Origin of the sequence: Sphingomonas sediminicola (assembly GCF_049991885.1) — a bacterium.
Taxonomy (GTDB): domain Bacteria; phylum Pseudomonadota; class Alphaproteobacteria; order Sphingomonadales; family Sphingomonadaceae; genus Sphingomicrobium; species Sphingomicrobium sediminicola.
The window spans coordinates 1390480-1414901 of sequence record NZ_CP178916.1; the positions used below are offsets into that span (position 1 = coordinate 1390480).

Consider the following 24422-nt stretch of genomic DNA (forward strand, 5'->3'; position numbering starts at 1 on the left):
GCTCTTCTTCCGGATCTTGCATGACTTTTGCCGACCTCGGCCTTTCTGACCAATTGCTCCGCGCCGTCGATGAAAGCGGCTATTCGGAACCGACACCGATTCAACGCGGAGCGATCCCGTCGGTCCTGATGGGCCGCGACCTGATCGGCATAGCCCAGACAGGCACTGGGAAGACGGCCAGCTTCGTGCTGCCGATGATCGACATCCTCGCTCACGGCCGCAGCCGCGCGCTCATGCCGCGCTCACTAATCCTCGAGCCGACGCGCGAGCTTGCCGCGCAAGTCTCGGAGAATTTCGAGAAGTACGGCAAGTACAACAAGCTATCGATGGCCCTGCTCATCGGCGGCGTTCAGATGGGCGACCAGGTGAAGGCGCTCGAAAAGGGCGTCGACGTCCTGATCGCGACGCCGGGCCGACTGATGGACCTGTTCCAGCGCGGCAAGATCCTGCTTAACGGCTGCGAGCTTCTGGTCATCGACGAAGCGGACCGGATGCTCGATATGGGCTTCATCCCGGACATCGAGGAAATTTGCTCGAAGCTGCCGAAAAATCGACAGACCCTGCTGTTCTCAGCGACCATGCCGCCGCCAATCCAGAAACTGGCGGCCAAGTTCCTCAATGAGCCGAAGCGCATCGAGGTTGCTCGACCCGCTACAGCGAATGTCAACATCGAACAGCGCCTGATCAATGTTCGCGCCGACAAGAAACGTGAAGTCCTCCGCGACATCCTTCGTCACGAAGAGTTCAAGAACGCGATTGTCTTTTCCAATCGAAAGTCGACCGTTCGCGAGCTGGCGACAAGCCTGAAGCGCTCTGGGTTCGCGGTGGGCCAGATTCAGGGCGACATGGACCAGTCAGACCGCATCGCCGAGTTCGACCGCTTCAAGAATGACGAGATCAACGTGCTCGTCGCGTCAGACGTCGCCGCGCGCGGGCTGGATGTCAAAGGCGTCAGTCATGTCATCAACTTCGACGTGCCCTGGCAGCCCGACGATTACATTCATCGCATCGGCCGCACCGGCCGGGCCGGCATGAAGGGTATCGCGATCACGCTGGCGACTCGAGAGGACGCCGAGGCGGTATCCGCCATCGAGAAGCTGACTGGCGTGAAGTTCGCTCGCGCGGATGAACCGAAGAAGGAAGAGGCGGACCCGGCAGAGTCGAAGCGCAGCGAGAAGAAATCCAGCGATAAGAAGCCTGCCGAGAAGAAGCCGATCCGTACGAAGCGCGCGGAGCGGCCCCGACCCGAAGAGCGGGACCTGCCCGAAGAGCGCCAAGAACGCTCGCCGGTGGTCGAGGATATCCAGCCTGACTGGAACGGGCCCCTGCCGTCCTTCCTGTCGGTCGGCGCGCTCTAGCGCGCGACTCGATAGCGCTTCAGAAATTCGGCCGCGAAGGCGGACAATCGCGTTTCGGCGATTGCGTCACGAAGGCCCTGCATCAGCCGCTGGTAGAACCAGAGATTATGCTCCGTCATGAGCATCGCGCCGAGGATTTCTCCCGAGCGTACTAGATGGTGGACGTACGCCCGCTCGAACTTGGTGCAGGTCGGGCATGGACAGCCGGGCTCGAGCGGGTCCTGATCCTCGCCGAACTTTGCGTTGCGGATGTTGAGCGGACCGTCCGCGGTGAACGCCTGCCCCGTGCGTCCCGACCGCGTCGGAAGCACGCAATCGAACATATCTATTCCGCGCCGGACTGCTTCGACGATGTCATCGGGCTTGCCGACGCCCATCAGGTAATGCGGCTTGTCTGCCGGAAGCTGGCCCGGGGCATAGTCGAGGCAGGCGCACATCGCCTCGTGCCCTTCGCCCACCGCTAGACCACCGACCGCATATCCATCGAAACCGACGTCGATCAGCGCATCGGCTGAACTTTTGCGCAGTTGTTCATCGAGTCCGCCCTGCTGGATTCCGAAGAGGGCGGCGGACTCTGCATGCTCGCCGCCGCGGTCGAACTCGTCGCGCGAGCGCTTCGCCCAGCGCACCGAGCGTTCCATCGCGGCAGCCGCTTCCTCACGCGTCGCGGAGGCAGGCACGAGTTGGTCGAACGCCATCACGATGTCCGAGCCGAGCAGCCGCTGCACCTCGATCGAGCGCTCCGGCGAAAGCATGTGCCGCGTCCCGTCGAGATGGCTCGCGAAAGAAACGCCTTCCTCGCTCACCTTGGTCAGCTCGCTCAGACTCATCACCTGATAGCCGCCGCTGTCGGTGAGGATCGGCCGCTCCCACCCCATGAACCGATGCAACCCGCCGAGCCGGGCGACGCGCTCTGCCCCCGGTCGCAGCATCAGATGGTAGGTGTTGCCGAGAATAATGTCCGCGCCGGATGCGCGCACTTCCTGTGGCCTCATCGCCTTTACTGTCGCCGCTGTCCCGACCGGCATGAAGGCGGGCGTCCTGATCTCGCCGCGCTGCATCGCGATCGTGCCGGTACGGGCAGCGCCGTCGGTGGCGGAAATCTGAAAGGAGAAGCGAGACATTTCGCGCGCTCCTAGCGACCGCCGGACGGCGCGGCTAGGACCGCCGGATGATCGAGCCGTGGGTCTACCCCGCCCTGACCGTCATCGCCGTCCTGACCGGCTTCATCGATGCGGTCGCAGGTGGTGGCGGGCTCATCATGCTGCCGGCGCTGCTTTTCGCGGGTGCGTCGCCGATCCAGGCGCTGGCGACCAACAAGCTCCAGTCGATCTTTGGGACCGCAGTCGCGACGCGCAATTATGCGCGCGCCGGCCTTGTCGATTGGCACCGGCACAAGCTGACGATCGCCCTGGTCTTCGTCGGCGCGACCGCCGGCGTACTGCTCGTCCAGGCGATCGACACCAAGGTGCTGGGGCTGATCATTCCGCTGCTGCTGATTGCAGTGTCGCTCTACGTCCTGTTCAGCCCCCGAATGACCGACGAGGATGCGCATCACCAGGTTACCGAGCGAGGCTATGCACCGGTAGGCGGAGCGATCGGCTTCTACGACGGCTTCTTCGGGCCCGGCACCGGAACCTTCTTCAGCACCAGCCTTGTCGCGCTTCGAGGCTATGGCCTCACCCGCGCGACCGGCCTGACCAAGCTGTTTAACTTCACCAGCAATGTGGCGAGCGTCCTGTTCTTCACTCTCGGCGGGAAAATGTTGTGGCTTCTTGGCCTGTGCATGGCCCTCGGCGCGATGACCGGAGGCTGGCTGGGCTCGCACAGCGCAATCCGCTTCGGAGCGCGGCTCATCCGACCGCTACTCGTAGTGATCTCACTCGGACTGACGGCGCGGCTTTTGTCGGGCTATTTCGCCACCTGAGGAAGCAGAAGGCTCGCGTCGCCGTAGGAGTAGAAACGGTACTTCTGCTCCACCGCATGGGCGTAGGCGCGCTTCATCACTTCGAGGTCCATCAGTGCGCTGACCAGCATGAAGAGCGTGGAGCGCGGAAGGTGGAAATTGGTGATGAGGCCGTCGATCGCCTTGAAGCGATAGCCGGGGGTAATGAAGATTGCGGTATCGCCTTCGAAGGGATGGATGATGCCGCTCTCGTCCGCGGCGCTCTCCAGCAAGCGAAGCGACGTGGTTCCGACTGCGATCAGCCGGCCGCCCGAAGCTCGCACCGTGTTGAGCCGCTCGGCAGTTTCCTCGTCGATGCGGCCCCATTCGGCGTGCATCTTGTGCTCGATGGTGTCTTCCGCCTTCACCGGAAGGAAGGTCCCCGCGCCCACGTGCAGCGTCAGCGTCTCGCGGCGAATGCCGTTTTCCTCAAGCCGCTCGATCAGCGTTGGCGTGAAATGCAGCGCCGCTGTGGGCGCAGCTACTGCCCCCTCTTCCCGCGCGAACATGGTCTGGTAGTCGTCGCGGTCCTGCTGGTCCGCAGGCCGGCGCGAGGCAATGTAGGGCGGCAGCGGCATTCGACCTGCGCGCTCGAGCAGGATTTCGACGGGGTCCTCACCCTCGAAGTGGAGGAGAACGGCGCCCTCTTCGTCCCGGTCCGCAACGGTCGCGTGGACGCCGTTCCCGAATTCGACGACGTCTCCGACACGCAGGCGCTTGGCATTGCGTACGAACGCCCACCAATCGCGCGGCCCCTCCCGCTTGTGGAGCGTCGCTCCGATCCGGGCCTCGCCTCGGCGGCCTTCGAGCTGCGCCGGGATCACGCGGGTATCGTTGAAAACGAGCGTGTCACCCGGCCGAAGCAGGTTGGGCAGATCGAGCACGGCCTTGTCCGATATAACCTCGCCATCCACCAGCAGCAGCCGCGCTGAATCCCGCGGCCTGGCGGGCCTCAGCGCGATCAGCTCTGCAGGAAGGTCGAAATCGAAAAGGTCGACGCGCATTCGCGCGCTTTAGCCGCCCAGGGTCGCGCGGACGATCTTTGTCGGCTGCTCCGGCGGCTCCCCCGGTGCAATCGTGTCGACGGCCTGCATGCCCTCTATCACGCGACCGAACGCCGTGTACCGCTCGTTCAGCGTAGCATTTGGCGCGAACATGATGAAAAACTGGCTGTTCCCCGTATCGGGCTTGTCGGTACGGGCTGCGCCTACCGTGCCGCGCAGGAACGGTAGCGAGTTGAATTCGGCCTTGAGGTCGGGAAGCGGCGAGCCGCCATCGCCCTTACCGGTCGGATCACCGCCCTGCGCCATGAACCCGGGAACGACGCGATGGAAAATCAGACCGTTGTAGAAGCCCTGGCGGACAAGCGTTTTGACCCGCCCTACCATCTCAGGCGCGGCGTCGGGACGCATCATGATGACGACCCTGCCGCCCGTGCTGAGCTCCAGGATCAGCTTGTTTGAAGGGTCGTTGGCCACCTCCGCAGGCGCAATCACGCTAAGCATCGGCTTGGCCGGCGGATCGGCGGGCTTCGCCGCAACGAGCGCCAATGCTGAAATCGTAAACAAAACCCGGCCAATCATGCGCCCGCTTCTCCCTCGAGGTGCCTTCTCACGTCCGCCGCAACCAACGGCGTGACAAACTTGTCGATCGAGCCGCCATAGCGCGCGATCTCCTTAACCAGACGTGAGGCGATCGGCTGAAGCGACACGCCGGCCATCAGGAAGACCGTCTCGATATCGTCGTTCAGCTGCTGGTTCATGCCCGCCATCTGGAATTCATATTCGAAGTCCGCGACTGCTCGCAGGCCCCGGATGATCATCGAAGCGCCCTGCGATTCCGCGAAATCCATAAGCAGTGAGTTGAACTCGATGACCTGGATCTTGCCGTCGGCAAGACCGGCAACCTCGCGCCGAACCATTGCGAGCCGCTCCGAAAGTGAAAACATCGGCTCCTTGGACGGATTTGTCGTGACGCCGATGACGAGCCGGTCGACGAGGTGCACGCCGCGCCGGATGATGTCGATATGCCCGAGCGTGATCGGGTCGAACGTGCCCGGATAAACCCCGATGCGTTCCGTCATGCTACTCCCCAGTCCGCCTCAGTGGTTCCGCTCTATAGCGAACCGCGCGAGCGCCCGCAGCAAATCGGCTTCGGCTCCATGGTCCGCGAGATGCTCGATTGCCTGGCTGACGAGGAAGCGCGCCTGCTGCTCAGCGCGCTCGGGCCCTAGGACCGATACGAAGGTCGCCTTCCCCGCCTCCGCGTCCTTGCCGGTGCGCTTGCCGGCCGCGTCGGCGTCGCCCGCATGGTCGATGAGGTCATCGGCGATCTGGAATGCGAGCCCGATGTTGCGGGCGTAACCGCGATATGGCGTCCTCGCCTCCGAAGGCAGCCGGCCCATGATACAGGGCGCCTCGACCGCATATTCGATGAGCGCTCCGGTCTTCAGCTGCTGGAGCCTAGTGATCGCCGAAAGGTCGAGCGATTTTCCCTCGGCGGCGAGATCCATCATCTGGCCTCCCGCCATGCCCGAAGGCCCCGAGGCCTTTGCCAGCGCCAGGACAAGGTCCGACCGGACGAAAGGATCTTCATGGGTTTCGGGATCGGCAAGGATTTCGAATGCAAGTGCGTGAAGGCTGTCCCCGGCGAGAACCGCGGCCGCCTCGCCGAACATCTTGTGGACGGTCGGCTTCCCGCGACGAACGTCGTCATCGTCCATGCACGGAAGATCGTCATGGATCAGCGAATAGACGTGGATCGCCTCGATCGCTCCTCCGACACGCAGGGCCCGATCTCGCGCAATGCCAAACAGCCGCGATGCGGCAACCGTCAGGAGTGGTCGAAGTCTCTTTCCGCCACCGATCGCTGCATGGCGCATCGCCGCGTAAAGATCGTCGCGGCCATCGTTGCGCGACACGAGCAGACGTCCGAACAGCTCATCAATCTCGCCGCGAATCCGTTCGGCCTCGGCGTCCAGCTCGAGCCGCGCCCGGTCGACCGTCTCAACCGGCATCGAAGGGGGTGACGCCGGATGGCCGCCCGTCGGCCCCAAAGGCAATCTGCTCGATCCGTTCCTGAGCCGCCTTCAGGCGCGCCTCGCAATGACGGCGAAGCCGGTCCCCTTCCTGGTAAAGCTCGATCGACTGATCGAGCGGAGCCTCGCCACGCTCGAGCAGGCGCACGATTTCCTCAAGGCGCGCAAGCGCCGCCTCGAAGCTCAGTTCGCTCTGTTGTTCGGGCGCGTCCATGGACGAGGAATGACCCTCCGACAGGCTTAAATCAACGCTTGAACGGGTCGCGGATGCCCGGGACGATCTCGTCGGACGGAGCATCTTCACCAGCTTCGGCAGCCGCAAGCGCGGCCTCCGCGTCGCGATGATGCTGCTCGCGCTCGGCGCGGAGCTGCACGATCAGCGCGTCGCGGTCGCTCTCGAAGCGCTCGTCGGTCGGCGCCGCGCCGCCTGCGGCCTTCTGCGCCTTCGCGATCGCCGCATCCAGCTCGCGCTGGCTCGTCAGACCGAGCGTCACCGGATCCTTTGGCGTGATGTTCGCCATGTTCCAGTGCGAACGCTCGCGGATCGCGGCAATGGTCGTCCGGGTCGTGCCGATCAACTTGCCGATCTGCCCGTCGCTGACTTCCGGATGGTTCTTGATGATCCAGGCGATTCCGTCCGGCTTATCCTGACGCTTCGACACCGGCGTGTAGCGCGGACCGCGCGTGCGGCGGACCGGGTCCGGCGCCTTGTGCATCTGAAGGACGTAACTCGAATCCTTCTGGCCCTTCTCGATTTCCTCGTGGGTCAGTTCGCCTGCACGCACGGGATCCCGACCGGTCAGCTTGGTCGCGGCCGTGTCATCGGCAATGGCCTGGACTTCGAGGATATGCAGCCCGCAGAACTCGGCGATCTGCTCAAACGTGAGCGACGTATTTTCCACCAGCCAGGCGGCGGTCGCATGGGGCATCAGGGGCTGGGCCACTGGGTTTCTCCGGTCTTTAGAAACAATAAGGGCCGCCCCTTCCGGAGCGGCCAGCGTTGCGGGCGATGTAAACCGACCCGTGCCCTACGGCAAGGCAAAGACGGTCAGTTCGCGACATCCAGGACAATTTTGCCAACATGGTCCCCGGCTTCCATGCGCGCATGGGCTTCGGCGGCGCGATCGAGGGGGAAAATGCTGTCAATGACAGGCTTGAGCCGGCCGCCCTCGACATATGGCCATACGGTCCGCGTGATCTCGTCCGCGACCATCGTCTTGAACTCGACCGAGCGCGGCCGGAGCGTCGAGCCGGTCAGTGTCAGCCGGCGCCGCATGACATCCGGAAGCAGAACCTCGCCCTTCGCTCCGCGCTGGAAAGCAATGGAGACATGGCGTCCTTCCTCGGACAGCGAGGCGAGATTGCGGGGCAAATAATCGCCGCCGACCATGTCGAGGACGACTGCGACACCGCGCCCTCCGGTGAAGCTCTTCACCTCCGCAGCGAAGTCCTGCGTGCGGTAATTGATCGCGGCCGCAGCACCGAGCTCCAGCGCGCGCGCGCATTTCTCGTCGCTTCCGCAGGTCACGATGACCTTGAGATTGAACAATTTGCCGAGCGCGATTGCCATCGTGCCAATGCCGCTCGTCCCGCCGTGGACGAGCACCGTGTCTCCCTCCGCTGCATAGCCGCGCTCGAACAGGTTCACCCAGACTGTGAACAAGGTCTCCGGCATTGCGGCTGCTTCGGCCAGCGAAAGCGCTTCGGGAACGACGAAGCAGGTCCCGGCGGGCGCAACGCAATATTCGGCGTAACCACCACCGGCGACGAGCGCGCAGACCTTCTTTCCGATCAGATCGCCGGCCCCCTCACCCGCCTCGACGACCGTACCCGCGATCTCAAGGCCAAGGATGTCAGGCGCGCCAGGCGGCGGCGGATAAAGACCGCGACGCTGAAGGATATCTGGACGGTTCACGCCCGCGGCTGCGACCTGGATCAGGACTTCGCCTGCCCCGACCCGCGGGACCGGCCGTTCGACTACCGCAAGCTCCTCCGCGCCATCCGGCTGGGGGGCGACGATCGCCTTCATGGAAGCTGGAACGGCTTTGGTCACTGCGCGCGCTTATTGACACCACGGCCGCATCGGTCAACGTTTCACCGATGGACCTCGAGGAACTCTTCCCGAGCAAGCCGGGCGACCCGCTGGTAGAGCTTGCAAAGCAGGATCTCGACCCAATCTCGATCGAGGAGCTTCATGCCCGCATCGAGGCTCTGAAAGCCGAGATTGCCCGCGTCGAAGCCCATATCGACCGAGCCACGAAACACCGCTCCGCCGCCGAAGAGCTGTTCAAGAAGTAATGCGGGTTCCGGTCCTACAGGCCGGGATAACCTTTAGGCGCGATAAATTGGGGATAATGAGGCCCAAGCCTCTTGATTGCTCGTTTGCCGCGTATGACATTCGTGAAGAGCCCGGCCCATTCCGGGGACCGGGCAGGAGTAAAACCTAAATGCCCAGTTTCGCTCGCGAACTCGAACAGACCTTGCACAACGCACTGGCTGAGGCCAGCCGTCGCCGTCACGAGTACGCGACCCTTGAGCACCTTTTGATCGCCTTGATCGACGACGAGCATGCGTCCAAGGTCATGACCGCATGCGGCGTCAGCCGGGACGAGCTTCGCGCGGCCGTGAAGCATTATCTCGACAATGAGCTTGGGGCCTTGGTCGCCGACACCGGCACCGACCCGACTCCGACGAGCGGCTTCCAGCGCGTCGTCCAGCGCGCGATTCTGCACGTCCAATCGTCGGGCCGTGACGAGGTCACGGGCGCCAACGTGCTCGTCGCGCTCTTCTCCGAACGGGAGAGCTATGCCGTCTATTTTCTGCAGCAGCAGGACATGAGCCGCCTCGATGCCGTGACCTACATCAGCCACGGCGTCGGCAAGGGCGAAACGCCCCCCGAACCTCGCGAGGTCGGCGGCGCCGAAGAGAAGAGCGGCGAGAAGGAGGGCAAGAAGGAATTTGCCCTCAAGCAGTTCACCATCGACCTCAACGAGAAGGCCCGCGCCGGCAAGGTTGACCCGCTCATCGGCCGCAGCGCCGAGGTGGATCGCACGGTCCAGATCCTCTGCCGCCGGTCGAAGAACAATCCGCTCTACGTTGGCGATCCCGGCGTCGGTAAGACCGCCATTGCCGAGGGCCTCGCACGCAAGATTATCGAGGGCGACGTTCCCGACGTGCTAAAGGGTGCGACCATCTATGCGCTCGACATGGGCGCCTTGCTGGCGGGCACGCGCTATCGCGGCGACTTCGAGGAGCGGCTGAAATCGGTCGTTTCCGAGCTCGAGAAGCTCCCGAACGCGATCCTCTTCATCGACGAGATCCACACGGTGATCGGTGCTGGCGCCACCAGCGGCGGAGCAATGGACGCATCGAACCTGCTCAAGCCCGCACTCTCGTCGGGTGCAATCCGCTGCATCGGATCGACGACCTACAAGGAGTTCCGCAACCACTTCGAGAAGGACCGGGCGCTGCTCCGGCGCTTCCAGAAGATCGACGTCAACGAGCCGACGGTCGAAGACACGATCAAGATTATCGCCGGCCTGCGCTCCTCGTTCGAGGGCCACCACAACGTCCGTTATACGCCTGACGCCATTAAGTCGGCGGTCGAGCTCAGCGCGCGATACATCCATGACCGCAAGTTGCCGGACAAGGCGATCGACGTGATCGACGAGGTCGGCGCGATGCAGATGCTCGTCCCGCCGTCACGCCGGAAGAAGGTCATTACGACCAAGGAAATCGAAGCCGTGGTGGCAACCATGGCGCGGATCCCGCCGAAGTCGGTTTCGACCGACGACAAGCGCGTCCTCGAGAACCTCGAGGCCGACCTGAAGCGCGTCGTGTTCGGGCAGGACCTTGCAATCGAGAAGCTCGCCTCGGCGATCAAGCTGTCGCGGGCAGGGCTTCGCGAGCCCGACAAGCCGATCGGCAATTATTTGTTCTCCGGTCCGACCGGCGTCGGCAAGACCGAGGTCGCTCGCCAATTGGCATCGATCATGGGCATTCCGCTCCAGCGCTTCGACATGTCGGAGTACATGGAACGGCACTCGGTGAGCCGCCTCATCGGCGCTCCTCCGGGCTATGTCGGCTACGACCAGGGCGGCCTGCTGACCGACGCGGTCGACCAGCATCCGCACAGTGTGCTGCTGCTCGATGAGATCGAGAAGGCGCACCCCGATCTGTTCAATATCCTCCTGCAGGTGATGGACAACGGAAAACTCACCGACCACCACGGCAAGACGGTCGATTTCAGGAACGTCGTCCTGATCATGACCACGAATGCCGGCGCGTCCGACATGGCGCGTGAGAGCATCGGCTTCGGCGCCGCTTCACGCGAAGATGCGCAGGAGGATGCGGTCAAGAAGATGTTCACGCCGGAATTCCGCAACCGGCTGGATGCGATCGTTCCGTTCGCATACCTGCCACCGGCCGTTGTCGCCCGTGTCGTCGACAAGTTCATCCTCCAGCTGGAGCTGCAGCTTGCCGACCGCGGCGTCCACATCGAGCTGGACGACGAGGCGCGCAAGTGGCTGACGGACCGCGGCTACGACAAGCTCTACGGCGCTCGTCCGATGGCCCGGCTAGTCCAGGAGAAGATCAAGCAGCCGCTCGCCGAAGAGCTGCTGTTCGGCAAGCTGGTCAACGGCGGCGAGGTCAAGGTCCGCATCAAGGACAATGCCCCGTCGTTCGAGATCGTCCCGGCACCTCCGAAGGCTGCAAAGCCGAAGGGCGGAAAGGCGAAACCGAAGGCAACGGCCAAGGGCAAAGCCGGCGACGAGACTACGGCAGCCGAATAAGGCAAGTTTCAAATGAACCAAGGGCCGGGATCGTCTCCCGGCCCTTTTATCTTGCCTTCAAACGATCTCAGGCAGGCAATTTGCTGTCGTAATCGTCCTTCAGACGCTCCCAGTTCTGCCAGAACTCCGCCGGCCGTTCGCCAGCCGATACCGCCTCCAGCACGTCGAGGTGCGCGTGCCAGCCTGCTGCGACCTTAAGCAGCATGTCGCGGCTTGGCAGGCGCCGATGAGTGATGGTCAGGAGCACGCCGTTGCCATCGGGTTCGAGCTCGAATGTCACTCCGCCGGTCGTGCCCCACTCGAACGACAGCTTCTTCGGCGGGTCTACTTCCGTGATCCGGCTTTCCATGCGGTGCTCTTCGCCGAAGCCATTCGGCCGTTGTCCGGGCGGATCGGTGAGTTCGTCGTTGCGCCACACTAGCTCGAACGGCGCTCCGACCGCGAGCTCCATCTCGCCGGATGCAAGCCACTTTCTGCGCATCTCGCTGTCCGTAAGATAGCTCCACACTCGCTCGATAGGGCCGGGCAGAACCCGTTCTATCTTCAGCGTAGTGGGCTCGACGAGTACGCCGTACGCATCCTTGGTCGTCCAATCGATCATCGATTTTCTCCTTTTGATTTGGAATTGGGAGAAGCGACCTCTTCGCGAAGCAGGCGCTCCAGGGTGTCGATACGTCCAGTCCAGAAGTGCTCGTAGAAGCGCAGCCATTCGTCAGCGCTTGCAAGCGGACCGGGCTCCAGCCTGCACCAGTGGGTGCGGCCACGAACCTCGCGTCGGATCAGGCCGGCATTCTCAAGTGCCTTGATATGCTTTGACGCCGCAGCGAGGGAAATATCGAACGGCTCGGCCAGTTGACCGACGGTGCGCTCCCCACCCGCGAGCTCCCGGAGCATGACCCGACGAGTGCGATCGCCGAGAGCATGAAAGACGACATCCAGCCGCGGCTCATCAAGTTCAACCATTTGGTTGAATTAGGACCCGCCTATTTGATTGTCAACCTTTCGGTTGAACTTACTGAGCCGGGATCGGGTTCGGCATTTCGTAGCGCGCGGCTTCTTCCGACCCGCCAGTCGCATCACCTTCGCTGTAACTGTGCGCACCCGTGCCCGCGAGCTTGCCGCCCTGGACGATCAGATACTCATCGCGGATCGGCCGACCCTCGAAGAAGCATTCGAGGATTTCCCGGGTACCCGCCGCATAACGAGCCTGCGCTGACAGCGACGTCCCGGAAATGTGCGGCGTCATCCCATGATGCGGCATCGTCCGCCACGGATGGTCACGGGGCGCCGGCTGCGGGAACCAGACGTCGCCGGCATAGCCCGCCAGATGGCCGCTCCTGAGCGCGGCTGCTACCGCGTCGCGGTTCGCGATCTTTCCGCGCGCCGTGTTCACGAGATAGGCGCCTCGCTTCATCCGGGCGATCATTGCTTCGTCGAACAGGTTCTCCGTTTCGGGATGCAGCGGCGCATTGATGGTCACGACGTCGCAATGCGGGACCATGTCCGCAGCGGATTCGTGGAAGGTGACGCCAAGCTCCTGCTCGACCTCCGGCGGCAACCGATGCCGGTCGGTGTAATGCAGATGCACGTCGAACGGTTTCAATCGGCGAAGCACCGCCGATCCAATACGGCCTGCGGCGACCGTCCCGACGTGCATTCCCTCGATGTCGTAGGATCGCGCGGCGCATTCAGCGATGTCCCACCCGCCCGCCTTCACGTCTTCCCAGGACGGAAGGTAATTCCTCGCCAGCCCGAGGATCATCATGACGACGTGCTCGGCGACACTGATCGAGTTGCAGTAGGTGACCTCGGCGACGGTCACGCCGCGCTCGGCGGCCGCCTGCAGGTCCGTGTGATCCGACCCGATGCCTGCGGTCACGACCATCTTGAGGTTCCGCGCCTTGGCGAAGCGCTCGGCGGTCATGTACGCGGGCCAGAACGGCTGCGAGATGACGATATCGGCATCGACGAGCTCGCGCTCGAACACGGAATCCGGCCCGTCCTTGTCCGATGTGACCACGAACTGGTGGCCACCGGATTCGAGGAATTTCCTCAGGCCAAGCTCTCCCGAAACGCTTCCGAGCAATTGCCCAGGCTGGAAGTCGATCGCTTTTGGCGTCGGCAACGTCTGGCCGTCGGGATAGCGCTCGATGTGCGGCAGGTCGTCGCGAGGGTAGCTGGTCGGATAGCCGTCGGCGGGGTCGTCGTAGAGGACGCACAAGATCTTCGCCATGGATGTGCCTTTCATGGTCCTTGCGGCGGACGGCACAGGGATACTCTCGGGTCGTCCACGGCGGTGGCGCTGGCGGCGCGTCTCATACCAGCTTCAAGGAGCTTCGGCACGTTCGTTTCGAAGACGCTTGTCGCGGGCCCGCGAAAGTTGAATCGTGCGCGCCTTCATCCGGAGGGGAGCTCCTTTCATGCCCAATGCCCGCCGACTTGCGCCTTTCGCCCTCCTGCTTGCAGCGACAGTTCTAAGCCCGCCGGCGGCAGCCGCTCCGGCCGAAGGCCCGAGCCCAGTCTTCACCGGCCGCGACCTGTTCGACTTGAGCGCGGCGTCGGATCCGCAGATCAGCCCGGACGGCCGGACGGTAGCCTACGTGCGCCGCTCCGCCGACATCATGACCGACAAGGCGCGCTCGTCGATCTGGCTGATCAACGTCGCGACTGGAGAGCAAAGGCCGCTTGTCGCGGGAACGGGCGATCATTTCAGCCCGCGTTGGTCGCCGGACGGCCGCCGCCTCGCCTATGCCTCCACGGGCGAAGGCGGAGCGCCGCAGCTTTTCGTGCGCTGGATGGATACCGGGCAGTCGGTCCGGGTCACCGGGCTTCCCGATAGCCCGCAGGGCATCGCCTGGTCACCGGACGGCCGCCGCATCGCCTATCTCATGAACGTCCCCGATGAGGGTCCAAAGCTCGGCTCGGCTCCCGACAAGCCGGAGGGCGCGCAATGGGCCAAGCCGCTCGAGATCCTCGACAAGGTCACCTACCGAACCGACGACGCCGGTTACCTGAAGCCCGGCTTCGACAAGATCTTCATGGTCGATGCGAACGGCGGCGCACCGCGCCAGCTCACCTTCGGCGCGTACCATGACGGCGCTCCGGAATGGACGCCGGACGGTCGCGCGATCCTGTTCAGCGCGGTCCGCAAGCCCGACTGGGAAATGACCGTCGTCGACAGCGAGGTGTACAAGCTCGATCTCGACACGGGCAACGTCACCGCGCTGACGAGCCGCAACGGCCCGGACGCGGCTCCTGCGGCCTCGCCGGACGGCCGGAGCATCGCCTATCTCGGCTTCGACGATCACATGAAGGGATATGAGCAGGCCAGCCTGTACGTGATGAGCGCCAATGGCGGCTCTCCAAGACTGATCGCGCCGAACCTCGACCGTGGGATCAACCAGATCCACTGGTCCGCGGACGGCCGCGCAATCTACGCTGGATACGAAGAAGGCGGATCACTCACCGTGTCGCGCATCGGGCTGGACGGAAGCGTTCGGCCGATCACGCATGAAGCCGCTGATGCAGGCTATGATCGGCCTTATGCCGGCGGGGCGTTCACCGTCGCGAAGAACGGCACGATCGCCTTCACGACCAGCACGTTCGACAGGCCGGCGGACGTCGCGATCTCGAGCGGCGGGGCAAAGCGACAGCTCACCCGGCTCAACGATCTCAATCTCGGCGCAAAGAATCTGGGCACCTTGAGATCGTTCGTCGCGACCGCACCGGATGGCGCAAAGGTGCCGTCCTGGCTTCTCCTGCCGCCAACGTATCAGGAGGGTCAGCGCGTGCCGACGATCCTTGAGATCCACGGCGGACCCTACGCCGCTTACGGCCCGCACTTCTCGACCGATTATCAGCAATATGCCGCGGCCGGTTATGCGGTGCTCTACACGAATCCCCGCGGGTCCACCGGTTACGGCCAGGGCTTCGCGGACGGGATCGAGAAGACCTATCCGGCGAGCAATTTCGACGACCTCATGGCGGCCGTCGATGCCGCGGTCGCAAGCGGCGTGGCCGATCCCGACAACCTCTTCGTGACCGGTGGATCGGGCGGCGGCATCCTCACCGCCTGGATCGTGGGCAAGACCAATCGCTTCAAGGCGGCGGCATCGCAGAAGCCGGTGACCAACTGGACCAGCATGTCGCTGACCTCGGATGGAACGCCCTTCTTCGCCCCGTACTGGATGGGCTCGCTGCCATGGGAGAATTACCAGGCCTATTGGTCGCGCTCACCGCTCAGCCTGATGGCCAATGTGAAGACCCCGACGCTCGTTGTCGTCGGCGCGTCCGATTACCGCACTCCGGTTAGCGAGGCCGAGCAGCTCTACTCCGCGCTCAAGCTCCAACGCGTGCCGACGGCGCTCGTGAAAGTTCCCGAGGCGAGCCACGGCGGAATTGCGTCACGACCAAGCCAGTCCGCCGCGAAAGCGAGCGCTATCATCGCCTGGTTCGATCGCTTCCGGAAGAAACCCGACGCCAGCAGCGTCGTTTCGACCAACGGCACTTCCCCAGCCGCCGCGCAATAAGTATCGGGTTTGCAACTGTTTCGGCGGCTGGGTCATCTCCTGACGTGCCGCCGATTCCTGCCTTGTGCCTCTGGGGAGAGTGTGGAGTGAAAATCGTTCATCTGTTCGCCGCGACCGCAATCGCGCTTGTGGCGGTTCCCGTCGTTGCCGCCGACACGGGCAGCTTCAGCCCGCAGCGCCTGTCGCAGCACATCCAGACGCTCGGGTCGGACGCTTACGAGGGCCGCGGCGTCAATACGCGCGCCGAGGTGAAGACCATCGACTACATCGTTGGCCAGTTCAAAGCGGCCGGGCTCCAGCCGGGCGGCGAAGTCGTGAATGGCCAGCGCCAATGGACGCAGCGCGTGCCGCTTCTGCAGTCCGAGATTGCCGGCGACCCAATGGTGACGATCCAGAATGCCGGCGGCGGCATGCGCCTCACTCAAGGCAATGAGATTTCGGTTCGTGCGCCGCAGAATGGTCAGAACCAAATCCGCATCGACAATGCGCCCCTCGTCTTCGTCGGCTACGGCGTGTCGGCGCCGGAGCGCAGCTGGGACGACTTCAAAGGCCAGGACGTGCGGGGCAAAGTAATCGTCGTGCTCGTCAACGATCCCGATTTCGAGGGAGGCGAAGGCGATTTCGGCGGCAAGGCGATGACCTATTACGGCCGCTGGACCTACAAGTATGAGGAAGCGGCGCGGCGCGGCGCTGCCGGCGTCATGATCGTCCACGAAACAGCGCCTGCCTCATACGGCTGGAACACGGTCAAGAACTCGAACACGAACGTCCAGTTCGACATCGTCCGGAAAGACCCTGCCGCCGCACACACTCCTTTCGAGACCTGGATCCAGCGCGATGTCGCGGTGGAATTGTTCCGCAAGGCCGGGCTCGATTTCGAGCAGGCCAAGCAGGCCGCCAAGCGCCGCGACTTCCAGCCGCTCGACCTCAAATCGACGGTTAGCGCGACTGCAAACGCCAAAGTCGAGACAATCACGTCGCACAATGTCGTCGGGCTGCTTCCTGGAAAGGCGCACCCGGACGAGACGGTGATCTATTCGGCGCATTGGGACCATCTCGGCATCGGCAAGCCGGATGCGAACGGCGACAACATCTACAATGGCGCGCTCGATAACGCGTCGGGCATCTCGCACTTGATCGAGCAGGCCCGCGCCTTCGCCAAGGGCCCGCGTCCCGACCGCTCGGTCGTCTTCCTTGCGGTCACCGCAGAAGAGAAAGGTCTCCTCGGCTCGGAATATTATGCGGCCAATCCGCTCTATCCGCTGAGCAAGACGGTGGGCGTCCTCAACACCGATTCGATGGGCCTGAACGGCCCCGAGAAGAACTTCAGTATCTCGGGAACTGCCAAACTCGACCTGCTGGACGACCTGATCGCCGAAGGAAAGAAGCAGGGCCGCTATTTCACCGCCGATCCTCATCCTGAAAGCGGTGGCTTCTATCGCTCCGACCACTTCTCCTTTGCGAAGGCCGGCGTTCCGGCGATCAGCTTCAAAGCCGGCAACGATCTGGTGAACGGAGGAACGGCGCGCGGCGAGGCGATCGCTCGCGAATACACCGAGAAGCGTTATCACCAGCCGGACGACGAGTTTCAGTCGGTCTGGGACTTCCGCGGCCAGGCCGAGGACGCCCAGCTGCTTCACATGCTCGGTGAACGGCTCGCCAACTCGCGCGAATGGCCGAACTGGTCGTCTGACAGCGAATTCCGTGCAACCCGCGACCAGAGCGGGGCGGATCGCGCCGGAAGCGGCGGAGAACGCGGCTAAGAAACAAGCCTGCGCCGGGCTGGACCGTCCTCGGGATGAAACTTTCGGCGTCCATGCCCGGCAGACTTGAGCGTAGCCGCGCAGAGGAGTAGTTCGCGCTTTGTTCTAAATCAGGGAGAGCGGAAATGGCTGACCTCGTCTTCTACACCAATCCACAATCGCGCGGGCAGACGGTCCGCTGGATGCTGGAGGAGGTCGGCGCTCCCTACGACACGGAAATTCTCGACTACGCTTCGACCATGAAGGCCGAGCCCTATCTGTCGATCAACCCGATGGGAAAGGTTCCGGCGATCAAGCACAAGGGTAAGGTCGTCACCGAGGTTGCCGCAATCTGCTGCTATCTCGCCGACGCCTTCCCGGAGGCGAACCTGGCCCCACCGCCGTCCGATCGCGCGGATTACTATCGCTGGATATTCTTCACGTCGGGGCCAGTGGAAGCCGCCTTCAGCAACAAGGCAGCGGGATGGGAGCCGACGCCGGAGCGGCAACGCATGTTCGGCTACGGCAATTACGACCTAGCCATCAACACGCTGGAGAAGGCGCTGACGGGCCGCGAATATATCGCCGCTGACCACTTCACTGCCGCCGACCTTTTCGTCGGCGCCAACGTCAATTTCATGCTCGCCTTCAACCTGCTCGAGGCCCGACCGACCTTCGTCGATTATGCGCGGCGGATGACGGATCGCGACGCCTATCGCCGAGCCCGCGACATCGACAGCCAGCTGGTAGCCAAGGCCCAGCAGCCACAACCGGCTTAAGCGATGGACCCGCAGCTCAGGAAGGCCGCGATCGCTCTTTACGATCGCTTCACGCACGAGGGTTTCGACCGTCGTGTCTTCATGACGCGGATGGTCGCGCTTGCCGGAAGCGTGGCGGCCGCCGACGCGCTGATCGGCGCGATCGCCGCCTCCCCTGCTGCAGCGGCGATCGTGCCCGCAGACGACAAGAGACTTATCACGCGCACGAAAGACCTGGTCGGCGGGTACAAGGCATATGTTGCCGAGCCTCGGACCCGATCGCTGAAGGCGACGGTGCTCGTCATTCACGAAAATCGAGGCCTCAACGACTATGTCCGCGACGTGGCACGCCGCCTCGGCGTCGCCGGTTTCCGCGCGGTCGCGCCGGATTTTCTGTCGCTGTCGGGCGGAACGCCTTCGAATGAGGACGCGGCGCGAGATGCCATTGGCAAGCTCAATCTAGACAAATCGGTCTCGGATGCGGTCGCCATGCTCGACGAGCTCGCCAAATCGAGCCGCGGCGGGAAGGTCGGCGCGGTCGGCTTCTGCTGGGGCGGGGGTTTCGTGAACCGCCTCGCCGTCGCGGCCGGAGACAAGCTCGATGCCGGAGTGCCATTCTATGGCCCTGCCCCGGATCCGTCCGAAGCCTCGAAGGTGAAGGCTCCGCTGCTGATCCACGATGCGGGGCTGGACGAGCGAGTGAACCGCACGTCCTTCCCTTGGGTCGAGGCGCTGCGCGCGGCGGGCAAGCCGGTGAAGTTCTACCTCTATGACGGGGTGAACCACGCCTTCCACAACGACACGTCCGCGGAGCGGTACAACAAGGACGCTGCCGAACTGGCGTGGAAGCGGACGTTGGCCTTCTTCAAGCAGCATCTCGCCTAGCCCGGCGGCCTGCTGCTACGCGGAGCCATGGAGTTCCGCACCGAACGTCTTCTGCTGAGATCCGCCCGAGCGGACGATCTCAAAGGGCTGCACGCGATCCTCAGCGATCCGCGAGCCATGGCCTATTGGTCGTCGCCTCCGCATCAGAAATTGGATCAGACGCGCGACTGGCTCGCCTCGATGATCGCCATTCAGCCTTCGGAGGGCGAGGACTTCATCGTGGAGTTTGAAGGTCAGTTGATCGGCAAGGCCGGACTTTGGCGCTTTCCCGAGATCGGATTCATCTTCCATCCCGAGCATTGGGGACGCGGCTTCGCGCGGGAAGCGCTCGCGCCCGTGCTCGACCGTGCCTTTAGCGTTCATGGCCTGCCCAAGGTCGACGCCGATGTCGACCCGCGAAACGGCAGTTCGCTGAAGCTGCTTGGCCGACTGGGCTTTCACGAGACCGGACGGAAGGAACGCACATGGCTGATCGCGGACCAGTGGTGCGACAGCATCTATCTCGAGCTGGACGCCGGCGGCTGGCGCCAACGCCGCCCGTGAAAAAGGGCCGGCGGTTTCCCGCCGGCCCCTCTTATTTCTCGCTGCGAGCGATGCCTTAGCGGCGGTCGCCCATGAACTGCAGCAGGAACGTGAACATGTTCACGAAGTCGAGATAGAGGTTCAGCGCCCCCATGATCACGACCTTGCCCATCATGTCGGTACCCGCGACGTAGGCGTACATGCTCTTGATCTTCTGCGTGTCGTAGGCGGTCAGGCCCGCGAACAGCAGCACACCGATCGCGCTGATCGCCAACTGCATCGCAGGCGACTGTAGGAACAGGTTGATCAGCATCGCGACCAGAAGGCCGACAACGCCCATGATCAGGAACGTGCCGAAACCGCTGAGATCCTTCTTGGTCGTGTAACCGTAGAGGCTGAGGCCGAGGAAGGCCGCGGCCACCGCGAAGAAGGTCTGCGCGATCGATGTTCCGGTATAGGCGATGAAGATCGTCGACATCGACAGTCCCATCACCGTGGCGAACGCCCAGAACAGCAACTGCAGCGTGCCGGTCGAGATCCGATTGATGCCGAAGCTCATGACCATGACGAAGGCCAGCGGCGACAGCGTGATGATCCAGCCGAGGCCGCTGAGGCCACGACCGCTCGCGCTGACGAGAACGTCCGCAGCATAAGGTGCGAACAGCAGGGCGACGATGCCGGTCAGCAGCACGCCCGAGGCCATGTAGTTGTAAACTGACAGCATGTAGGACCGGAGCCCAGCGTCGCGGGCCGCGCGCGGAACACCAACCGTTGCGGTGGTATTCACGCCGGTCGTCGTGCGTGGGTCAAACTGGTTCTGCATTCTCTCTCCTATCGGACGGGCTAAGGGCCCGTGCTCCCGAAACGAATATCGTGGATACTAGAAGGGCTTTCAAGCGAAACCGGACAGATTGAACAACCGTTCATCTGGATGAAAGGAAGCAATGCACCGGTTGTTCGTAGCTATCCGGCCGCCCGAAGACGCCCGTGACCTGCTGATCGACGCGATGGACGACAGTCCTGCGCTGCGCTGGGTTGGCGACGAGCAACTTCATTTGACGTTACGGTTTATTGGAGAAGTCGAGCGTCCGGTGGCGAACGACATCGCCGCCGCACTTGATCGCGTTCGCTCGTCGAACTTCCAGATCCGCATCAGCAGCACCGGCAAATTCGAGAAGCGGAACGGCGGCGCTTTGTGGGCGGGTATCGAACCGAAAACGCCGGTTGTCGGCCTCGCCGCCAAGGTCGAGCGCGCGCTTCAGCAGGTCGGGCTGGAACCGGAGCATCGAGTTTTCTTGCCACACATCACGCTCGCACGCTGGAACCGCCGCAACTCGGAAGCGGTGGATGCCTTCCTGCGACGCACTTCCGACCTGCATTCGGAGCCCTTCGACGTCGACCGCTTCATCCTTTTCGAAAGCAAGCTGTCACGGCACGGCCCGCATTATGAGGAGGTGGCCGACTTCGCCCTGCTTTGAGCCATCACGAGATGATCATGAAAACATCGGCAGATCATCATCGTGGTCAGGCCGCGACCGCTATACCTCTCGAACTTCCGCATTGCGGGAGGACGAAATGGAAATTCGAGGTGCAACGAAGCTGTTCGCGGCCTCTGCCGCCTTGGCACTCAGCGCGTGCGGTGGCGGTGGCACCGGCACCGCGTTCCGGCCGGAGCCGACGCCGCTTCCTCCGCCGCCACCGCCTCCGCCGCCCCAGGCAGAGGCTGTCACGATCTTCACCAATCCAACGCCGCAGGATTACGCATCCGTCGGGGTCTGGTCCAACATCGGCGACCTCTCCACCCCTCCCTACGACGTTCAATTCACGGGGATAACGAGCGCGGAATCCAGTCAGCCGAAAATTCGCTACACAGCGGACGGTTTTTATGAAGTGCAGCTGCCCGGTGATGGATTCTCCCGGCTGATTCACGACGACTCCATCACCAATCCGACCTCCGGCAACACCGTCTTCGAGCTGCAATCGCAGATGAACCGGTCGTTCGTCATCACCGGTTCCCGAAACAGCGGCTACCGCTACTCGGAGATGGCGAAGTGGGCCCGGCCTGACCTGGACTTTGCTCAGACGGTCGACATGGGCTTCGTTGCTTTCGGAACGCCCACTCCCGCGGATGGTGTTCCCGTCACCGGCGCCGCAAGTTTCCAGGGTCAGATCCTCGGTGCGACAGACCTCCCGGCTACATCCTGCGACTGCGGTTTTCCTATCGCCGTCGAAGGAACGGTCGCGCTGAATTTCGACTTTGGCGCTGGAACGCTCGGCGGCTCCATGTCGATGGCCCTGAGTAGCGGATGGGGCCCGGTGCCAGTCGGCGACTACAACTTCGTCCAGACCGTTTTCTCACCTGGAAGCACATCCTATTCCGGTCGCTTCGACACCAGCCTGTCCGGCAACAACTTCTTCCTCGGCCGGTTCACGGGACCGAGCGCGGAGGAAACCATTGGCGCTTGGGCGGTCCCATTCAATTTTCAGGACGGCACTCATCAGGCGATCGGCGCGTGGATCGCCAAAAGGGGGCAGTGATGACGAGCAGGTCAAATCGCTGGATGTTCGCAGCAGCCGCGGGACTCGCCTTGTCGGCGTGCGGAGGCAGCGGTGGTGGCGGAACGAGTGTTGCGTCCACGCCTACCCCACCGCCTCCGCCTCCGCCTCCACCAACACCGCCGCCGGTCAGGATCTTCGCCAACCCAGCGCCAATCGAATATGCGTCGGTCGGAGCCTCGGTCGCTGGCCCGGGCGGCAACCTCGACACCTACGACAGCAAGACCGCGACGTTCGGACCGATCTCGACCAACGACGGCGACCAGGCGCACATCCGGTACAACGCGGGCGGCTATTACGAGATCGAGCTTCCGGGCGCCGGCTGGGACCAACTTGTCCACTACAAGGGCATCGTCGGCCCGACGTCGGACAACAATTACTTCCAGCCGCAAGACGTCGCGATGAACCTCGCGTTCCTGGTAACTACGAGCGCGAGGGATCGGGGCTTCACTTATTCTGAGCTCGGAAGCTGGGGCTCGTCCGCGGCCTCGCGCTGGGGTTACGTCGCGTTCGGCATCCCGACCCCCGAAGGCGCCGTCCCAACGACGGGCTCTGCAACCTTTCAAGGCTATTCCGCAGGTAGCACGGACATCATGGTCGCCGACAATCTTTACGGCGGCTATTTCCCGCTCAACGTAGACGGGACCGTCGAGCTGAACTTCAACTTCGGTGCGGGGACTCTCGGCGGTTCGATGACCCTCTCGCTACCCGACGGCATGAATCCCGTGGAGATCGGGACCTGGGCGTTCCGGGACACGGTCTATTCCGCGGGAAGCACGACATATTCGGGCAGATTCGACACCAATGCCCTTGGCCAGAACTTCTTCCTCGGAAGATTCACGGGTCCGTCTGCCGAGGAGACGATCGGCGCCTGGGCGTTGCCGTTCGTGTTCGACAGGGGCGGCGAGTCCGTTACCCCGGACGGCCAGACCCACCAGGCCTTCGGCGCCTGGATCGCCAAGCGGGGCAATTGAGGCCTGCCCGTGGAACCCTGGCTTGAACTCGCCGGTGCGGTCGCGGCCTTGGCAGCGCCAGCGGCTCCGGCCGGGGCCCCGCGCACGATCCGGCTCAACATGGAACAGGTCTTTTCGCTGGCGGATGCGGCGCAGGAACGGGGAGACATTCGCGTTGCGGAGGCAGCATACGAAGCGCTCGCGCACGATCCGAACAAGCAGGTCCGCGCCGAGGCCCTGTTCCGGCACGCCAAATTGCTGGCCAAGGCTGGGCAGTTGGAAAGCGCGGCAACCCTGTTCCGGACGCTCCTGGACGAGCGCCCGGACGCCATCGGCGCGCGGCTGGAACTCGCGCGCGCGCTCGACCTAATGGGGGACAAGGACGCTGCCTGGCGCGAACTACGCTCGGCTCAGGCATCAGGGCTGCCATCGAGGGTCGCTCGTCTCGTCGACCGATATTCGGATGCTCTGCGCAGCGCTCGCCCGATGGGCGCAAGCCTCGAGATCACGATTGCTCCCGACAGCAACATCAGTCGGTCAACCCGGTCGGACACGCTCGGGACAGTTCTCGGCGACTTCGAGATCGATGACGACAGCAAAGCCAAGTCCGGACTCGGACTCGCGCTACGGGGGCAAGCCTACCGCCGGTTCGGCCTCGGCGAGGGATCAAGCATATTGGTTCGCGCGAGCGGGTTCGCAGACCTCTACAAGAAGTCGGAATTCAACGACATTGCGCTCGACGTGGCGGCCGGGCCCGAGTTCCTTGCCGGCCGAAGCCGCGTCCAGCTGGAGCTTGGCGCTACCCAGCGATGGTTCGGGCAGGACCCGTATCTCCGCTCCGCACGGGTGAAGGGAACCTGGACCCTACCGGTAGATGGTCGAAGCCAGTTGCGGATCGGAGCGAGCGCGACGCTCAACAACAATCAGCAGAACGATCTGCAGGACGGCAAGCGCTTCTCGGGCGAGATCGCATTCGAACGCGCCTTGTCCGCGTCCATGGGCGCCGCGCTCAGTTTGTCCGCCGACCGGGAGGTTGCGAGGGACCCCGCATACTCCACGCGCGGCTGGCGAGCGGGCGTGATGGCGTGGCGCGACATTGGCCGAACGACATTTACGGCAGGAGTGGATTTCGGCCGGCTTCGGGCAGACGATCGCCTCGCGCTCTTCCCCGATAAGCGCAGCGACCGTTACTATCGGTTGAGTCTGGGCGCGACCCTGCGCCAGTTTACCTTCGCCGGCTTCGCTCCGGTCACGCGGCTGGTGATCGAACGGAATCACAGCACGATCGAATTTCACGATTTCAAGCGCACTCGGACGGAGTTCGGAGTGGTTCGTCCGTTCTAG

At 63.5% G+C, this 24422-nt stretch carries 25 protein-coding genes; 13 read left to right on the forward strand and 12 right to left on the reverse strand.

Going from position 1 to position 24422, the window contains the following annotated elements; translation table 11 throughout:
• Nucleotides 1–20 precede the first annotated feature (20 nt).
• Nucleotides 21–1358 (forward strand): DEAD/DEAH box helicase, encoded by a 1338-nt coding sequence (locus ACMC5O_RS07205; RefSeq protein ID WP_187709341.1) that lies wholly within the window; start codon nucleotides 21–23, stop codon nucleotides 1356–1358.
• Here the strand turns inward: ACMC5O_RS07205 and tgt are convergent.
• Complete coding sequence (gene tgt / locus ACMC5O_RS07210; RefSeq protein WP_187709340.1) at nucleotides 1355–2482, reverse strand: tRNA guanosine(34) transglycosylase Tgt; 1128 nt, start codon at nucleotides 2480–2482, stop codon at nucleotides 1355–1357. The genes ACMC5O_RS07205 and tgt overlap by 4 nt on opposite strands.
• 47 nt (nucleotides 2483–2529) lie before the next feature.
• Between tgt and ACMC5O_RS07215 the strand changes: the two genes are divergently transcribed.
• The gene (locus ACMC5O_RS07215) at nucleotides 2530–3285 is read left to right on the forward strand and encodes a TSUP family transporter (RefSeq protein ID WP_187709339.1); all 756 of its coding nucleotides are present in this window, start codon (nucleotides 2530–2532) and stop codon (nucleotides 3283–3285) included.
• Here the strand turns inward: ACMC5O_RS07215 and queA are convergent.
• The 7 genes from queA to ACMC5O_RS07250 form a co-directional block, all read right to left on the reverse strand.
• Nucleotides 3270–4307, reverse strand: a complete 1038-nt coding sequence (gene queA / locus ACMC5O_RS07220; RefSeq protein ID WP_187709338.1) for a tRNA preQ1(34) S-adenosylmethionine ribosyltransferase-isomerase QueA — start codon at nucleotides 4305–4307, stop codon at nucleotides 3270–3272. The two genes, ACMC5O_RS07215 and queA, sit on opposite strands and share 16 nt — an antisense overlap.
• A 9-nt stretch (nucleotides 4308–4316) precedes the next feature.
• Nucleotides 4317–4886 (reverse strand): peptidylprolyl isomerase, encoded by a 570-nt coding sequence (locus ACMC5O_RS07225; protein ID WP_187709337.1) that lies wholly within the window; start codon nucleotides 4884–4886, stop codon nucleotides 4317–4319.
• On the reverse strand, nucleotides 4883–5386 hold the full coding sequence (coaD, locus tag ACMC5O_RS07230; RefSeq protein ID WP_187709336.1) for a pantetheine-phosphate adenylyltransferase: 504 nt from the start codon (nucleotides 5384–5386) through the stop codon (nucleotides 4883–4885). The genes ACMC5O_RS07225 and coaD overlap by 4 nt, the downstream gene beginning before the upstream one ends.
• An 18-nt stretch (nucleotides 5387–5404) precedes the next feature.
• Entirely contained in the window at nucleotides 5405–6319 is a 915-nt protein-coding gene (locus ACMC5O_RS07235) for a polyprenyl synthetase family protein (protein ID WP_187709335.1), read from the reverse strand.
• Nucleotides 6309–6554: an exodeoxyribonuclease VII small subunit gene (locus ACMC5O_RS07240; protein ID WP_187709334.1), complete on the reverse strand. Its 246-nt coding sequence runs from the start codon at nucleotides 6552–6554 to the stop codon at nucleotides 6309–6311. Before ACMC5O_RS07240 ends, ACMC5O_RS07235 begins: the two co-directional genes overlap by 11 nt.
• A gap of 31 nt (nucleotides 6555–6585) precedes the next feature.
• On the reverse strand, nucleotides 6586–7284 hold the full coding sequence (locus ACMC5O_RS07245) for a DUF1013 domain-containing protein (RefSeq protein WP_187709333.1): 699 nt from the start codon (nucleotides 7282–7284) through the stop codon (nucleotides 6586–6588).
• A 104-nt stretch (nucleotides 7285–7388) separates the two neighbouring features.
• On the reverse strand, nucleotides 7389–8369 hold the full coding sequence (locus tag ACMC5O_RS07250; RefSeq protein WP_426693518.1) for an NAD(P)H-quinone oxidoreductase: 981 nt from the start codon (nucleotides 8367–8369) through the stop codon (nucleotides 7389–7391).
• Nucleotides 8370–8440: 71 nt separating this feature from the next.
• Between ACMC5O_RS07250 and ACMC5O_RS07255 the strand changes: the two genes are divergently transcribed.
• Nucleotides 8441–8638: a DUF1192 domain-containing protein gene (locus ACMC5O_RS07255; protein WP_187709332.1), complete on the forward strand. Its 198-nt coding sequence runs from the start codon at nucleotides 8441–8443 to the stop codon at nucleotides 8636–8638.
• A gap of 149 nt (nucleotides 8639–8787) precedes the next feature.
• Complete coding sequence (clpA, locus tag ACMC5O_RS07260; protein WP_426692608.1) at nucleotides 8788–11133, forward strand: ATP-dependent Clp protease ATP-binding subunit ClpA; 2346 nt, start codon at nucleotides 8788–8790, stop codon at nucleotides 11131–11133.
• Nucleotides 11134–11200: 67 nt separating this feature from the next.
• Here clpA and ACMC5O_RS07265 read toward each other — a convergent pair whose 3' ends face one another.
• From ACMC5O_RS07265 to ACMC5O_RS07275, 3 genes are read right to left on the reverse strand one after another with little or no spacing between them, the layout of a single operon-like run.
• Complete coding sequence (locus ACMC5O_RS07265; protein WP_187709330.1) at nucleotides 11201–11734, reverse strand: SRPBCC family protein; 534 nt, start codon at nucleotides 11732–11734, stop codon at nucleotides 11201–11203.
• Nucleotides 11731–12096: an ArsR/SmtB family transcription factor gene (locus ACMC5O_RS07270; protein WP_187709329.1), complete on the reverse strand. Its 366-nt coding sequence runs from the start codon at nucleotides 12094–12096 to the stop codon at nucleotides 11731–11733. The genes ACMC5O_RS07265 and ACMC5O_RS07270 overlap by 4 nt, the downstream gene beginning before the upstream one ends.
• A 49-nt stretch (nucleotides 12097–12145) precedes the next feature.
• Entirely contained in the window at nucleotides 12146–13366 is a 1221-nt protein-coding gene (locus tag ACMC5O_RS07275; protein ID WP_426692609.1) for an NAD-dependent formate dehydrogenase, read from the reverse strand.
• A 187-nt stretch (nucleotides 13367–13553) separates the two neighbouring features.
• Here ACMC5O_RS07275 and ACMC5O_RS07280 point away from each other — a divergent pair, with 187 nt between their 5' ends.
• From ACMC5O_RS07280 to ACMC5O_RS07300, 5 genes are all read left to right on the forward strand, one after another.
• Nucleotides 13554–15662, forward strand: a complete 2109-nt coding sequence (locus ACMC5O_RS07280; RefSeq protein WP_426692610.1) for a prolyl oligopeptidase family serine peptidase — start codon at nucleotides 13554–13556, stop codon at nucleotides 15660–15662.
• A gap of 86 nt (nucleotides 15663–15748) precedes the next feature.
• A complete protein-coding gene (locus ACMC5O_RS07285; RefSeq protein ID WP_426692611.1) occupies nucleotides 15749–17425 on the forward strand; it encodes a M28 family metallopeptidase in 1677 nt (558 codons plus the stop codon).
• 125 nt (nucleotides 17426–17550) lie between these two features.
• The gene (locus ACMC5O_RS07290) at nucleotides 17551–18183 is read left to right on the forward strand and encodes a glutathione S-transferase family protein (protein ID WP_187709328.1); all 633 of its coding nucleotides are present in this window, start codon (nucleotides 17551–17553) and stop codon (nucleotides 18181–18183) included.
• A 3-nt stretch (nucleotides 18184–18186) separates the two neighbouring features.
• A complete protein-coding gene (locus ACMC5O_RS07295; protein WP_426692612.1) occupies nucleotides 18187–19047 on the forward strand; it encodes a dienelactone hydrolase family protein in 861 nt (286 codons plus the stop codon).
• A gap of 27 nt (nucleotides 19048–19074) precedes the next feature.
• Nucleotides 19075–19590: a GNAT family N-acetyltransferase gene (locus ACMC5O_RS07300; protein WP_187709327.1), complete on the forward strand. Its 516-nt coding sequence runs from the start codon at nucleotides 19075–19077 to the stop codon at nucleotides 19588–19590.
• Between the two features lie 55 nt (nucleotides 19591–19645).
• Here ACMC5O_RS07300 and ACMC5O_RS07305 read toward each other — a convergent pair whose 3' ends face one another.
• Nucleotides 19646–20392: a Bax inhibitor-1/YccA family protein gene (locus ACMC5O_RS07305; protein ID WP_187709326.1), complete on the reverse strand. Its 747-nt coding sequence runs from the start codon at nucleotides 20390–20392 to the stop codon at nucleotides 19646–19648.
• A gap of 121 nt (nucleotides 20393–20513) precedes the next feature.
• On the opposite strand from ACMC5O_RS07305, the gene thpR reads away from it, so the two are divergent.
• From thpR to ACMC5O_RS07325, 4 genes are all read left to right on the forward strand, one after another.
• A complete protein-coding gene (gene thpR, locus ACMC5O_RS07310; RefSeq protein ID WP_187709325.1) occupies nucleotides 20514–21047 on the forward strand; it encodes an RNA 2',3'-cyclic phosphodiesterase in 534 nt (177 codons plus the stop codon).
• Nucleotides 21048–21144: 97 nt separating this feature from the next.
• Nucleotides 21145–22107: a hypothetical protein gene (locus ACMC5O_RS07315; protein ID WP_426692613.1), complete on the forward strand. Its 963-nt coding sequence runs from the start codon at nucleotides 21145–21147 to the stop codon at nucleotides 22105–22107.
• On the forward strand, nucleotides 22107–23099 hold the full coding sequence (locus tag ACMC5O_RS07320) for a hypothetical protein (protein ID WP_187709323.1): 993 nt from the start codon (nucleotides 22107–22109) through the stop codon (nucleotides 23097–23099). Before ACMC5O_RS07315 ends, ACMC5O_RS07320 begins: the two co-directional genes overlap by 1 nt.
• Nucleotides 23100–23108: 9 nt before the next feature.
• Nucleotides 23109–24422 (forward strand): surface lipoprotein assembly modifier, encoded by a 1314-nt coding sequence (locus tag ACMC5O_RS07325; RefSeq protein ID WP_426692614.1) that lies wholly within the window; start codon nucleotides 23109–23111, stop codon nucleotides 24420–24422.